Source organism: Oscillibacter sp., assembly GCF_032060045.1.
GTDB lineage: Bacteria > Bacillota > Clostridia > Oscillospirales > Oscillospiraceae > Oscillibacter.
The window spans coordinates 1-12,738 of the sequence record NZ_DAMBZJ010000015.1; the positions used below are offsets into that span (position 1 = coordinate 1).

General features: G+C 47.9%; 9 protein-coding genes and 1 pseudogene. 2 read left to right on the top strand and 8 right to left on the bottom strand.

Annotated elements, in window-relative coordinates:
• Positions 1-359, bottom strand: a pseudogene (locus RT018_RS07700) (hypothetical protein); the annotation flags it as partial.
• A gap of 138 nt (positions 360-497) precedes the next feature.
• On the opposite strand from RT018_RS07700, the gene RT018_RS07705 reads away from it, so the two are divergent.
• A complete protein-coding gene (locus tag RT018_RS07705) occupies positions 498-1,034 on the top strand; it encodes an S-layer homology domain-containing protein (protein ID WP_312940760.1) in 537 nt (178 codons plus the stop codon).
• 108 nt (positions 1,035-1,142) lie between these two features.
• Here the strand turns inward: RT018_RS07705 and RT018_RS07710 are convergent, their stop codons facing one another.
• From RT018_RS07710 to RT018_RS07730, 5 genes are all read right to left on the bottom strand, one after another.
• Positions 1,143-2,378, bottom strand: a complete 1,236-nt coding sequence (locus tag RT018_RS07710; RefSeq protein ID WP_312940761.1) for a sn-glycerol-3-phosphate ABC transporter ATP-binding protein UgpC — start codon at positions 2,376-2,378, stop codon at positions 1,143-1,145.
• Between the two features lie 269 nt (positions 2,379-2,647).
• Positions 2,648-3,529: a carbohydrate ABC transporter permease gene (locus tag RT018_RS07715; protein WP_312940763.1), complete on the bottom strand. Its 882-nt coding sequence runs from the start codon at positions 3,527-3,529 to the stop codon at positions 2,648-2,650.
• Positions 3,526-4,503, bottom strand: coding sequence for a sugar ABC transporter permease (locus RT018_RS07720; RefSeq protein WP_312940765.1), 978 nt, complete (start codon positions 4,501-4,503; stop codon positions 3,526-3,528). Before RT018_RS07720 ends, RT018_RS07715 begins: the two co-directional genes overlap by 4 nt.
• A gap of 87 nt (positions 4,504-4,590) precedes the next feature.
• The gene (locus RT018_RS07725; RefSeq protein ID WP_312940767.1) at positions 4,591-6,000 is read right to left on the bottom strand and encodes a hypothetical protein; all 1,410 of its coding nucleotides are present in this window, start codon (positions 5,998-6,000) and stop codon (positions 4,591-4,593) included.
• A gap of 22 nt (positions 6,001-6,022) precedes the next feature.
• The gene (locus RT018_RS07730) at positions 6,023-7,039 is read right to left on the bottom strand and encodes a LacI family DNA-binding transcriptional regulator (protein WP_312940769.1); all 1,017 of its coding nucleotides are present in this window, start codon (positions 7,037-7,039) and stop codon (positions 6,023-6,025) included.
• 371 nt (positions 7,040-7,410) lie between these two features.
• On the opposite strand from RT018_RS07730, the gene RT018_RS07735 reads away from it, so the two are divergent.
• A complete protein-coding gene (locus RT018_RS07735; protein WP_312940770.1) occupies positions 7,411-9,846 on the top strand; it encodes a GH36-type glycosyl hydrolase domain-containing protein in 2,436 nt (811 codons plus the stop codon).
• A gap of 151 nt (positions 9,847-9,997) precedes the next feature.
• On the opposite strand, the gene RT018_RS07740 is transcribed toward RT018_RS07735, so the two are convergent.
• Together RT018_RS07740 and RT018_RS07745 are read right to left on the bottom strand one after the other, a co-directional pair.
• Entirely contained in the window at positions 9,998-10,420 is a 423-nt protein-coding gene (locus RT018_RS07740; protein WP_312940772.1) for a MarR family transcriptional regulator, read from the bottom strand.
• A 12-nt stretch (positions 10,421-10,432) separates the two neighbouring features.
• The gene (locus RT018_RS07745; RefSeq protein ID WP_312940774.1) at positions 10,433-12,694 is read right to left on the bottom strand and encodes an excinuclease ABC subunit UvrA; all 2,262 of its coding nucleotides are present in this window, start codon (positions 12,692-12,694) and stop codon (positions 10,433-10,435) included.
• Positions 12,695-12,738: the final 44 nt, after the last annotated feature.

The window sequence follows — 12,738 nt, forward strand, 5'->3', positions numbered from 1 at the left end:
GAGAATACAATTGGCGTTTCCTTCCGCTTTTTGGTCTTGAGGCCGCAACCTTTAATCTCGTATGTGTCCCAATTAGCCATATCTTTCTTCAATTGGAATAGTTCACCCGGCATCATCCCAGTATAGATCATCAAAAGAATGAAGCCAACAAAGCACTCCCCTTTTCCGTAGGTATCCCACAGCTTGTGCAATTCAATTTCACTGAACGGCTGCAATTCTTTTTTACCAAGTGGCGGCAGATTAATAAAATCCGCCAGATTTGTGTGAATCCACTCCTCCGCCATGCCCATTCGGTATAAGTGTGAAAGCAGTGTTTTACAGTCTTTAGCTGTGTAGTATGTTGCAGCTTTTATGTCCACCTCTGCCTGTAGCGCTTTAAGCATCGTGATGGGTATGGATAAGACCTTTACATTTACTCCCGATGAAGGCTATGCTATTTCGGATGTGCTAATCGACGGAAAAAGTGTCGGCACAGTAAGCAGATATATCTTCAAAAAATGAATACAGCGCATACGATCCGCGCCGTTTTTGTAAAGGTGGAAGGACTGCCGTACTATCTTGACAATAGCGGCAGCAAAGTGTTCATCGGATTTGCATTGGATACATCCGGCGCGATGAAATATATCGCGCCAAAGGGCAAGGCGGTGCTCTTTAAACCGAATCCGAAGAACTTTACCCACACTTCGGGCCACTGGGCGAAATCTTCTATTGATTTTGTTACCCAGCGCGAACTATTTGTCGGGACGGATGTGAATACCTTCGCGCCGGACAGCGGAATGACGCGTGCTATGTTTGCCGCAGTCATCGGTCGGCTTTACGAACGAAGCTACGGTCCGATTGCGGTAACTGGAGAGACATTTGCGGATGTCCTGGACGGTACGTATTATAAACCGTACGTGCGCTGGTCCCAGGAAAACGGCATTATTTTTGGTGTTAATGGAAATGCGGTTAAACCGCACGAGGGCTCAAATCCCTTCTTCTCCGTAAAAATGCTTGAAAACCGCAAATCTGCGGTTTTCAAGCATTTTTTGTAGAGTGTGTGGACGCCCGGAATCGGTCGATTATGCGGCCAAACCGCCTAACGACCCGAATACATGCATGAAAGCAAATGACAGGAGGGAGCAGTATGGATTTGCTGACGGCTAACACGTTATCTTTGGGCGGCAATGTTCATTCTTTAAAAAGTGCTTCATCTGCTGATTATATTCCAGATTCTCTCCAGTCTCTTTATTGAAAAGATGGACCACATTTCCCCCAAAGGTAAATGCGATTGGCTGCCCTGTAGAAAATGCGACACGATTGGCTCCCTGCAGGTCCATGGTCTGTACAATAATGACCATATCATGACCACAGGCATTGACATGCAGATGAACGGAAGATCCCATCATTTCGGATACGTCTACAGTGCCGTGAATCCGATTTTCTCCGTCTCCATTCAATAGAATATGCTCGGGACGGACACCCAGCGTGACTGGCTGCGGCGACACATTTTTTGCCGTTAGAGTGGATTGCTTCTCATCCGAGAGGATAATCCGCGTTCCCTCCAGCACCACAGCATAGATTCCATTCTCTCGCACCAGCTCGGCGTTGTAAAAATTCATCTGGGGTATTCCAATAAATCCAGCAACAAACAGGTTGGCCGGATGCTCGAATACCTCTTGGGGAGAACCAATCTGCTGGATGATGCCGTCCTTCATAATCACAATACGGTCGCCCAAGGTCATAGCCTCAATCTGGTCGTGGGTCACATAAATAAATGTCGTATTAATTTTCTGACGTAGCTTGATGATCTCCGAGCGCATTTGATTGCGGAGCTTGGCATCTAGATTGGACAGTGGCTCATCCATTAAAAAGACCTTTGGATTGCGGACGATGGCGCGTCCGATTGCCACGCGCTGGCGCTGTCCGCCGGAAAGTGCCTTGGGCTTACGGTTCAGATATTGAGAGATATCAAGAATCTCGGCGGCCTCCCGTACCTTCTGGTCAATTTCCTCTTTGGACGCCTTTTTTAGTTTAAGGGAAAAGGCCATATTATCATAGACTGTCATATGGGGGTAGAGAGCATAGTTCTGAAATACCATGGCAATGTCTCGGTCTTTGGGTGCTACATCATTCATTAAATTGCCGTCTATGTATAGTTCGCCGCCGGAAATCTCCTCCAGCCCGGCAATCATGCGCAGCGTGGTCGACTTTCCGCAGCCGGATGGACCCACCAGTACAATAAATTCCTGATCGGTAATCTCCAGGTTGAAATCTTGTACCGCCAACACTCCCTCGGCTGTGATGGTGAGGCTATGCTTTTTCTCCTCATCGTCTTTTGCTTTCCGCTCCGCGTAGGGGTAGACCTTCTTCAAATTTTTCAAGGTTACAGTTGCCATAAATTAAACCTCTGGCGGCACCGCTTTTGCGAAATGCCTCCTCGCAGCCGGCTGGCGCCGTGCTGCCTTACGACAGGTCTCCACACTGCCGCACCGTGAGTTGAACGGTTTTGCACACTATCCTCCATTCTTGAGTCCCGGTGGACGAACCAGGTGGAGTCGCCCGCCGAACCGGACTGAGGCGGCGCCGCCGCCCGGGAGTATCCATACATTAAAACAAGGACCTGTACGGCTGAAAATGCCAATAACGTACTGACTGGTTTCGCGCCTTATTCTTTCACGCCGCCCAGAGCGACGCCTGCCACAATATATTTCGACAGCAGGAAATACACAACAAACAGCGGCAGAATCGTTGCGGCCAAGCCCAAATACACCACACCGTAATCCGTGCGGAACTGTTCTCCCTTGAGCACCTGCACAAACATCGGTAAGGTTTTTTTGGAGTCGGTGCTCAACAGTAGGGCAGGGATAAAAAGGTTGTTCCAGCTGGCGATAAACTGAAAGATGGCCTGAGTCGCCAACGCTGGCTTTGCAAGCGGCAGCACGATGGTGTTAAAGGTGTGCAGCTCTCCTGAACCATCAATCCGCGCGGCTTCCACCATTTCCAGCGACAATGTGCTTTTAAAATACTGACGCATGAAAAATACGACAGCGGGAGTGGCAATGGCGGGTAGAATTAAGGGAATATAGCTGTTCGTCAAATGCAGTTTTAGCATAAAACGGTAAAAACCAATGGCGCTTACGGTGTTGGGTACGATCATTACGGCCAAAATAAATCCCCAGGCAAACTTCCGCATCCGAAAGCGGTAGACATGAATGGCATAGGCTGCCATGGAGGAAAAGTAAACGGAAAGCAAAGTATAGGGTACCGCAATCATCAGAGAATTTAACAGAGCACGGCTAAAATTGATGCCAATTCCTTGGGATTTCTGGTTGAGCGTGGCCAGGTTATCCAACAGATGGATTCCGGGGATTAGCGTCACACCGCTCTGAATCGCATTGGATTCACGGGTAGCATTGACAAACAACAACAAAAAGGGAAGCAGGCTCATAATGCCCAGCATAACACACACAAGTATACGAAAAGCGCGGGTTTTCCGTTGAGCGCGGGCATAACTTCTCAAATCCTCTGTATATTCGTTCCCGCTCATTGCCTTGCCTCCTTTCTTCGCTTTTTAGGCTGTTCGTCCCGGTCCCGCAGTGTGCGGAAGAACAGAAGACTGATTACCAATGTGATTAAAAACAGCAATACGCATACCGCTGCAGCCCGGCCGGTGTCACTCTTATAAAGCCGCATGATGTACATCGCTATAGTAGTGGACTTGTCATCCGGCTGGCCTACCAGAGTTCCGGTTACATCCGTGTTAAACAGTGCCGGGATATCATACATCTGCAGGCCTCCGATGGAGGAGGTTACCAGAACATAGAGCAAGATGGGCTTGAGCAGAGGCAACGTGATTTTCGTATATTTTTTCCAACCAGAGGCGCCATCGATATCGGCCGCCTCGTAAAGATTGCCGTTGATGCCAAGCATACCTGAAATCAGCAACAGTGTCGTATTCCCATACCACATCCAGAACAGAATGAAGGCAATCAGTCCACGGGTTCCCATCGCCGAGCGCATGAAGTCGTAGTTGGCGGCAATCCAGCCCCATCGGCGCAGCTGGGCGGTGATGGGACCATATTGAGAAAACATGGCGCCAAACAGAACGGAAATAGATGCCGCGGTCATAATATTGGGCATATAAACCAGAATTTTTGTAAGGCCCCTGCCTTTCAGCCGACAGCGGTCGTCCGTCAACCAGGCGGCCATCAGCATGGCCAGCAGAACCTGAGGCACAAAATTGCACAGCCAGATAAATAGCGTGTTTCCTAGGTACCGCAGGAAAAAGGCCTGCTCTCCGTCTGCCAGCCCCAAAATATTCAGATAGTTTTGCAAACCACAAAAGGTTATAGTTGTTCGCAAGTTGCGCGTGACATATTCAAAAAAGCTGTAATAAAAAGTTGTAACCAGCGGCACGAGCTGAAAAATTATATAGGTGACAAAAAACGGTGTGAGAAACCAGTACCCATACTTGCTGTAGCTGACGGAGCGAATCCGGCTGGGATGGTCAGACTTTAGCATGTTCTCCCCCTTTTCCCGAATTGGGAGTACTGGCCCCGCTCCCGCCAAATTGGGAACGGGGCCGGCACTTTTCCTTCGCTGAAGATTTCAGCTGACCTTCAGGAACGGATACATATCATGGAGACTCGCTTTGAAAGCAGCCACGGCCGCATCTTTGCTCTTCTGTCCAGTGGCATATGCGGTTACCTGCGTGCTGAAAAGACCCTCGGCCTTCTGGTCAACATCTGTAACGTTGGAGGCGTCAATGTTATCGGCTCTGGTGGAATAAAAGTCAATCAGTTCCTGACCGCCATACATCCGGGTTGAGTTCCCCAGATTGTTGTCCAACAGGTACTGGATAACCGCTTTATTGTTCATGTAATCGCCGTTTTGGGCATTGATTTTAATCATAAAGTCCTTATCGCAGGCGATGGATTTCATCAGCTGGGCAGCCATATCCGTATCGGAGCACCCCGCCGTTGTGGCGATTCCGGTGCCACCCCAGAAGAACTGAGCGGGGCCCTGAACCAGAATGGTGTTGTTCTCCCAAGTGTCGGTCAGGCACCAGTATGTATACCAGGGACAACCGCAGAAGGCGATTGCCGCGCCGGTGGAGACTCCGTCTCCGTCCTTCATTGCAGCCCAGTCGGTGCTCCACTGAGTGGTATTAAAAGTGGAATCGTCGTCATAAAGGGTCTTGGAGAGATCCAGATAGTTCATAAGAGAGTTGTCTACCTGGATCGTGTCGTTGCTGTCATACCAGCCAACGGACCGGGCGCTGTTGAGGAATACATAGCGCAGATCCTCAAATCCAGAGAGCAGTTTGACCTTTCCGCCGGAAGCCTGGTTCACCTGTTTCGAGGTAGCTAGAATCTGATCCCAGCTCGAGAAGTATTGGCTTTGGAGCTGATCGGGATCGGTGGTGCCCAGATACTTCTCCGCCAGATCCGCCCGGATCTGGAAAGAACCGGGCGTTGCCTGCCAGAACAGTGCCCGCACCGTGCCGCTATCATCGGTACCTAATTGAAGGTTATAGTCATACATGTCCTTCATATCGCTGGATGTAATGCCCAAATCCGCCACATCCATCAAAAAGTCGGACTTCACGTATTTCTGCACATAGCCAACTTCCAGCAGCATTAGGTCGGGATACAACTGGTTGGAAGGATCCTGCAAAATGGCATCAATTTTGTCCTGATAATAGTCCGGTCCACCGGCGTTTACAAAAACAATGCGGTTTGATAGATCGGGATACTCTTTATCCAAGACGGCTTTAATATTGTCAAAATCGGTGTTCCATCCCCACACCACAAAGGCGTTAGAGGCGCCTGGGTCGCCGGTAACAGTGTTCTCTGGAACTTCAGAAGCACTGGAAGATGCAGCGGACTCGTCCGCTGCTGCGGATGAGCCTGATGCGGCGGAAGAGGGCGCGGATGACGCTCCACCAGAACCGCAGCCTGTTAACAGACCAGCGATCATTATGGCGGAAAGAAGCAATGCAGACAACTTTTTCATCATGGTTCCTCCTTATAAAAATAATTTATTTCATCCATCCAGTAAAATTTTGCACACTCCCTCCCTCCCATAGTTTTCCTGGGATCACGGCGGTACGGGGAAGCGTGGTTTTGGGCCGTTCAATCAGTTCAATCAGCTGTCGTGCGGCCGTGGCACCGATCGTGTGGGTATCCTGATGCATCGTGGTCAGAACCGGGTCCAGAACCTGCGACAGATGAATTCCATCGTAACCAGCGACCGAAATATCCTCGGGAATCCGCAGCCCCCGCTGTCGTATTTCTCCAATTCCGCCCAGAGCGGAAAAGTCATCCGGAAACAAAATACAGGTTGGCGGCTGAGGCAGGTCCAACAGCGCCCCAGTCTGCTGTGCACATACGCCCGCCTCGTGAAACGCGCCTTGGCGCACATAAGCGTCCGGAATCGTGATGCCCGCTTCCTCCGCCGCCTTGTAAAATCCCACAAGACGAGTTCGGCTGACACTGGAAGGTGCACCGTATATGTAGGCTATTTGACGGTGGCCTTTACTGTAAACATAGTGGAACAACTCCGTAATACCGCCCAAATTATCGGATAGTACAGCCATGTGTCCATCAAATACGTAGTCAATCGTAACCACAGGAAGTTGACTCGCTGCCAGTTCCTGTACCTCCGGATCCGAAAAATCCGCACAGACAACCGCAACGCCGTCTACGTTTCGGTACATACAGTGATCGTAATAACTCATGGAAGCGTTGTTGGTATTGATAAAGGTAATATCAAATCCCCGAGTCTCAGCTTCATTTTTTAGGCCCTCCAGAACAGCGGAGAAATATTCATGGGTTAAGCCGCTTCCAGCCTCGTCCTTAAACAAAACGCCGATATTATAGGTGCGCCGTGTCTTGAGGGCGCGGGCTGCGGCATTGGGTCGATAGCCCAATTCCTCTGCTTTTCGGCAAACCCGCTCCCGGGTGGAGCGGCTGATATCACTGGCCCCGTTGAGTGCCTTGCTGACCGTGGCGGTCGATACGCCGCATGCTGCGGAGATATCTTTAATCGAAATCATATCTCCCTCCCCAGTAAAACTTATTTTAATCTTAAACGTTTTCGTACTTTTAGCATACAATGGTGTTTTCAATTTTGCAAGAGGATTTTGTTAAAAACACCATATTTTACATTATCCATAAATTTAATTTGTACTATTTAGACATTCCGCTGCATTTCGTTCGTTTCGTTCAAGTCTAAAAGTCTTTTTAGCCTTTTTCCAGCATCTTCAAAAGTAAAAAGTCTCAATTTAAAACGAATGACAATCTGTTTCTTAAAATATAGGTTTATTTCTCTCTTGCTTTTTTTAAATTTATGGCATATTTTAATTATATATACTTATTTTTAGTATCTTAAACGTTTTCGACATTTCTTTTAAAGGCTGGTGTTCCCATGCGTTATGGCCACTTTGACGATCAGCGCCGCGAATACGTAATTACCACACCCTTAACGCCTCTTCCCTGGATCAATTATCTAGGCAATCGGGACTTCTTTTCTCTCCGTTCTAACACCGGAGGCGGGTATTCGTTTTTTCGGGATGCCAAGCTGCTGCGTCTAACCCGCTACCGTTACAACAACAGTCCCGCGGACAACAACGGACACTACTTCTACATTCAAGATAGCAACACTGTCTGGAATCCGGGTTTTATGCCCACCAGAACGCCTTTAGACCGATATAGCTGTCGGCATGGTCTGGGATACACAATTGTAGAGGGCTGCCGGAGCGGTGTAAACGCTAAACAGGAAATATTTGTCCCGCTGGAAGACTCATGCGAAGTGACGCGTCTGACGCTGACCAACGAATCACTTGTGGAAAAGCACTTGGAGCTGTTCAGTCTGGTGGAGTTTTGCCTGTGGAACGCATTGGAGGATATGAGCAATTTTCAGCGTAACTTCTCCACCGGCGAGGTAGAGGTAGAGGGTTCTGCCATCTATCACAAAACGGAATATCGTGAGCGGCGCGATCATTATGCAGTCTTTGGCGTCAACGCTTCTATTGTCGGTTTTGATACCGACCGGGATGCCTTTTGCGGTACTTGCCGGGGCTTTTCCGATCCCGAAACCGTGTATATCGGGCAAAGCCATAATTCGATTGCCCACGGCTGGGCGCCAATAGGAAGTCATCATATTCACATCGATTTGCAGCCCGGTGAACAGCGCAGCCTGATTTTCCTGCTGGGGTACTGTGAAAATTCCAAAGGCGAAAAGTTCTCCGCGCCCGGTGTCATCAACAAAACCCCTGCCATGCGTCTGCTGGAGAAGTACCGCACTGACGCGCAGGTAGATCAGGCGCTGAAGGCCCTACAGGACTACTGGGACAAACTGTTAGGTCACTTTATTTTGTCTTCCAACGATAAAAAGCTCAATCGGATGGTGAACATCTGGAACCAATATCAGTGCATGATTACCTTTAATATGAGTCGTAGCGCCAGCTATTTTGAAAGTGGACTTGGCCGGGGTATGGGATTTCGGGATTCCTGTCAGGACCTGCTTGGCTTTGTCCATCTAGTACCCGAACGTGCCAGAGCGCGCATCCTGGACATTGCTGCTACACAGTTCCTTGATGGCAGCACCTATCATCAATACCAGCCCTTGACCAAGCGGGGGAATGCCGACATTGGCTCGGGTTTCAACGATGATCCACTGTGGCTAATTTCGGGTGTTTCTGCTTATCTGCGTGAAACCGGGGATTTCTCGATTTTGGCGGAGTCCTGCGCGTTTGATAACGACCCAGCGACGGCCGCACCGTTGCTTGAGCATTTGCGGCGCAGTTTCCAGTACACCGTAGAGCACATCGGGCCGCACGGTCTGCCGCTAATTGGCCGTGCGGACTGGAATGACTGCCTGAATCTCAATTGTTTTTCGCATGAACCCGGAGAGAGTTTTCAGACCTTTGGTCCTTCCGAAGGGCCCGTGGCGGAGAGTGTGCTTATTGCGGGAATGTTTGTACGCTTCGGCGGAGAATACGCTGAAATCTGCCGGCATTTAGGCCTTGCGGACGAGGCTGCCCGCGCGGAAGAGGAAGTCCTTCGCATGAAAAACACAGTTTTATCGACAGGTTGGGACGGCAACTGGTTTCTCCGTGCCTATGATGCCGCTTCTCAACCAGTGGGCAGTTGCTCTTGTTCCGAGGGGCAGATTTATATTGAACCCCAAGGAATGTGCGTTATGGCGGGTATCGGACTGGAGGATGGTCGGGCTCATCAAGCGTTGGAAAGCGTCCGTGAACGATTGGATAGTGAATATGGCATCGTACTGCTTCAGCCAGCCTATACCGCCTATCATCCGGAGCTAGGAGAGATTTCTTCTTATCCGCCCGGATATAAGGAAAACGCGGGGATCTTCTGCCACGTCAATCCCTGGATCAGCTGTGCGGAGACAATTTTGAGCCACGGCACTCGCGCCTTCGAAGTTTACCGCCGCACCTGCCCCGCCTGGCAGGAAGACCACAGCGAGATTCGCCGTACTGAGCCATATGTCTATTGCCAGATGGTGGCTGGCAAGGACGCGCCCACCTTTGGCGAGGGAAAAAACAGCTGGCTGACGGGTACGGCTGCCTGGTCTTTTGTCAACATCAGCCAGTATATTCTAGGCATCCAGCCAACGCTGGATGGCCTGCGGGTGGATCCCTGTCTTCCTGCCGATATGCCAGGATTCACCATTACCCGTATTTATCGTGGCGCAATCTACCACATCACCGTAGACAATTCGGCCGGTGCTGAGCGCGGCGTAAGCTCTGTAACCATAAATGGCAAGGCTCAAGCCGACACTCTTTTGCCACTGCTTCCGCCAGGTAGTGTTGCGGAGATTCTGGTTACAATGAAATGAACAAAAATATTGACCTTGGGCATGCTTGCGCCAGCATGTCCAAGGTCTCTCATCTTTATTAACAGCGGATCCACATGTGTTTTATGATATAAGACCTGTGAAAAGTTAGAAACCTCAGGGCAGATATTTTCCTGCATTCTGCTAAGTATGTCTATTGCTTTTCTGCGTATAAACTCGTAATCCTTTTGCACATCATGGAGAAAGCGTGGACTTCTTCTTTTGTCAATGCTTCTTCAATTAGACTCATAATGTCATTCCCAAAATCCTCAACACGATTCAAAAATGCCTGCCCCTCTTTGGTAAGTACAATATTATAAGAGCGGCGGTCATTCGTCTGCCGTTCCTGGATAATATAGTTTTTTTCCAGCAAACGCTTTGTTAATTTTGAAATGCCAGATTGTGAGATACCTCTCATTTCAGCAAGTTCTTTCGTGGTTTTCGTCCCCTGCTTATAGAGTGTATCGAGGATATAGTATTGTGCCGTTGAAACCCCCTCAACATTGAACCGATTTGAATCGGATACAATCATACATTGAAAGGGAACGTAACTTTCCTCTAATTCTTTTATAGCCATTCAGTCAACCTCCTATTTTTCATGAATATACTGTTTCAAGTGCTTTCCGGTTAAAGAATCCTGACAATTGATTAAATCGTTCGGCAATCCTGTAAACAGAATCTTACCACCATTTTGTCCTGCATAGGGGCCTATGTCAATCACCCAATCTGCTTGACAGATAATATCCAAATTGTGCTCAATTACAATGAGGGTGGAATTTTGGTCTACAAGGCGATTCATTACATGAATCAACTGTTTTATATCAGCCATATGCAAACCTGTTGACGGTTCGTCCAAAACATAAATCTGACCACCGTTTTCCAGTTCGGAAGCAAGTTTAATTCGCTGTAATTCTCCACCTGAAAGCGTGCTTAATGGCTGTCCCAAAGAAACATAAGTGATACCCACGTCTGAAAGTCGTTTTAGAACCGTAACGATTTCTTTTTCTTGAAAAAATTCCAAGGCTTCCGTGACTGTCATTCTGAGAACATCAGCAATATTTTTCCCTCTTAGCTGATAAGCAAGCACTTCGTCCGTATAGCGATTTCCATGACATTCCTCACATACCGTAACGATTGTATCCATAAACGCCAAATCCGTATAAGTGACCCCAAGCCCTTTGCAGGCAGGACAAGCACCTTGTGAATTAAAACTGAAAAGGGAGGCGCTTATACCGTTCCTTTTCGCAAATAGTTTCCTGATCATGTCAAAAATCCCTGTAAAGGTGGCTATGTTGGAGCGTTTTGACGCTTGAATCCCTTTCTGATCAATGAAAATAGTCTCAGGATACAGGCGCGGCAACACCCCATTAATAAGCGTGCTTTTTCCTGAACCGGCCACTCCGGTTACAACCGTCATCACGCCTTTTGGAAGATCAACCGAAAGGTTCTTCAAATTATGCATGGTTGCATTGCGAATAGAAAGCCAGCCTTTCGGGGCCCGAGGATGGGGTTTTAGTGTGGGACAGTAGGATAAATAGTTTGCTGTGAGCGTATCCGCTGCTTTCAATCCCTCTAAATTTCCTTGATATACAATTTCTCCTCCGTTGGTTCCTGCACCTGGTCCCATATCAATAATATGGTCTGCAATTCTTATCATATCTGGGTCATGCTCGACGATCAGAACAGTATTCCCTTTGTCGCGCAATAACCGCATAAGCTCGTTAATCTTGCTTATGTCATGAGGGTGAAGCCCGATACTCGGTTCGTCAAAAATGTAAGTAAGGTCAGTCAAGCTGCTGCCAAGTTGGCTAACCATTTTGATTCGCTGAGATTCCCCACCGGAAAGCGTAGAGGTTTCTCTGCTTAAACTTAAATAGCCCAATCCTATGGAAACCATGTGCTGAATCCGATTCACAAGTTCCGAAATAATCGTAGCGGCTACGGGAGCATGAACGGATTGAACAAACTCCAAAAGCGCATTTATTTGCATATCTGCACATTCTGCAATGGTCTTTCCGTTCACTTTACAAGACAACACGTTATCATTTAAACGTGCTCCATGACAGTGGGGACAATCCTGCTTTACAATAAACCGTTCAATTTCTTTTCCATACCTAACCTTTTCGCCATCTTCTTTTTTAAGAAAGCTCCGTTCAATACGCGGAATTAATCCTTCATACAAGGAGGTTTTATGCCATTCAGGAGTGGGATTTTTGACCTTAATTCCGTCAGCATAAAGCAACAACTCCAATTCCTCGGCAGAATAGTCTTTCAGTTTTTTGTCGTTATCAAAAAAACCTGAATGAATATAGCGGGTTAACCGCCAACCGCCGGGTTCAAACGTTGGAAAACGGATGGCCCCCTCATTTAAGGATTTATTTTCATCTAACAGTCTTTCTATATCAATGGTTTCAATTTTCCCCAATCCCTCACAATGTTCACACATTCCAGACGGATTGTTAAACGAGAAAACATCTGAATAACCTACAAATGGTTCTCCAATTCGGGAAAACAATAGACGTAATACAGAATAAATATCTGTAATTGTCCCGACCGTTGACCGGGCATTACCGCTTAATCGTTTTTGATTGATAATAAAGGCTACGGACAAATTTTCGATACTGTCCACATCGGGCTTTCCGTAATGCGGCATACGGTGGCGGATAAAACTGGTGTAGGTTTCATTTAATTGTCTTTGCGATTCTGCCGCGATTGTATCAAATACCAAAGATGATTTCCCTGAACCGGAAACACCTGTAAAAACCGTAATTTTCTTTTTGGGTATCAGGACATTGATGTTTTTTAGATTTCGTTCCCTTGCACCTGATACCTGAATATAAAGATCAGACATACGTTTACCTCGCTGCTTTAATATGATTGGGTTGATATATGAGT

What these genes read in the sequence shown, in the direction of transcription:
- RT018_RS07705 (WP_312940760.1), top strand. Translation starts at nt 498, where the DNA reads ATGAATACAGCGCATACGATCCGCGCCGTTTTTGTAAAGGTGGAAGGA.
- RT018_RS07710 (WP_312940761.1), bottom strand. Translation starts at nt 2,378, where the DNA reads ATGGCAACTGTAACCTTGAAAAATTTGAAGAAGGTCTACCCCTACGCG.
- RT018_RS07715 (WP_312940763.1), bottom strand. Translation starts at nt 3,529, where the DNA reads ATGAGCGGGAACGAATATACAGAGGATTTGAGAAGTTATGCCCGCGCT.
- RT018_RS07720 (WP_312940765.1), bottom strand. Translation starts at nt 4,503, where the DNA reads ATGCTAAAGTCTGACCATCCCAGCCGGATTCGCTCCGTCAGCTACAGC.
- RT018_RS07725 (WP_312940767.1), bottom strand. Translation starts at nt 6,000, where the DNA reads ATGATGAAAAAGTTGTCTGCATTGCTTCTTTCCGCCATAATGATCGCT.
- RT018_RS07730 (WP_312940769.1), bottom strand. Translation starts at nt 7,039, where the DNA reads ATGATTTCGATTAAAGATATCTCCGCAGCATGCGGCGTATCGACCGCC.
- RT018_RS07735 (WP_312940770.1), top strand. Translation starts at nt 7,411, where the DNA reads ATGCGTTATGGCCACTTTGACGATCAGCGCCGCGAATACGTAATTACC.
- RT018_RS07740 (WP_312940772.1), bottom strand. Translation starts at nt 10,420, where the DNA reads ATGGCTATAAAAGAATTAGAGGAAAGTTACGTTCCCTTTCAATGTATG.
- RT018_RS07745 (WP_312940774.1), bottom strand. Translation starts at nt 12,694, where the DNA reads ATGTCTGATCTTTATATTCAGGTATCAGGTGCAAGGGAACGAAATCTA.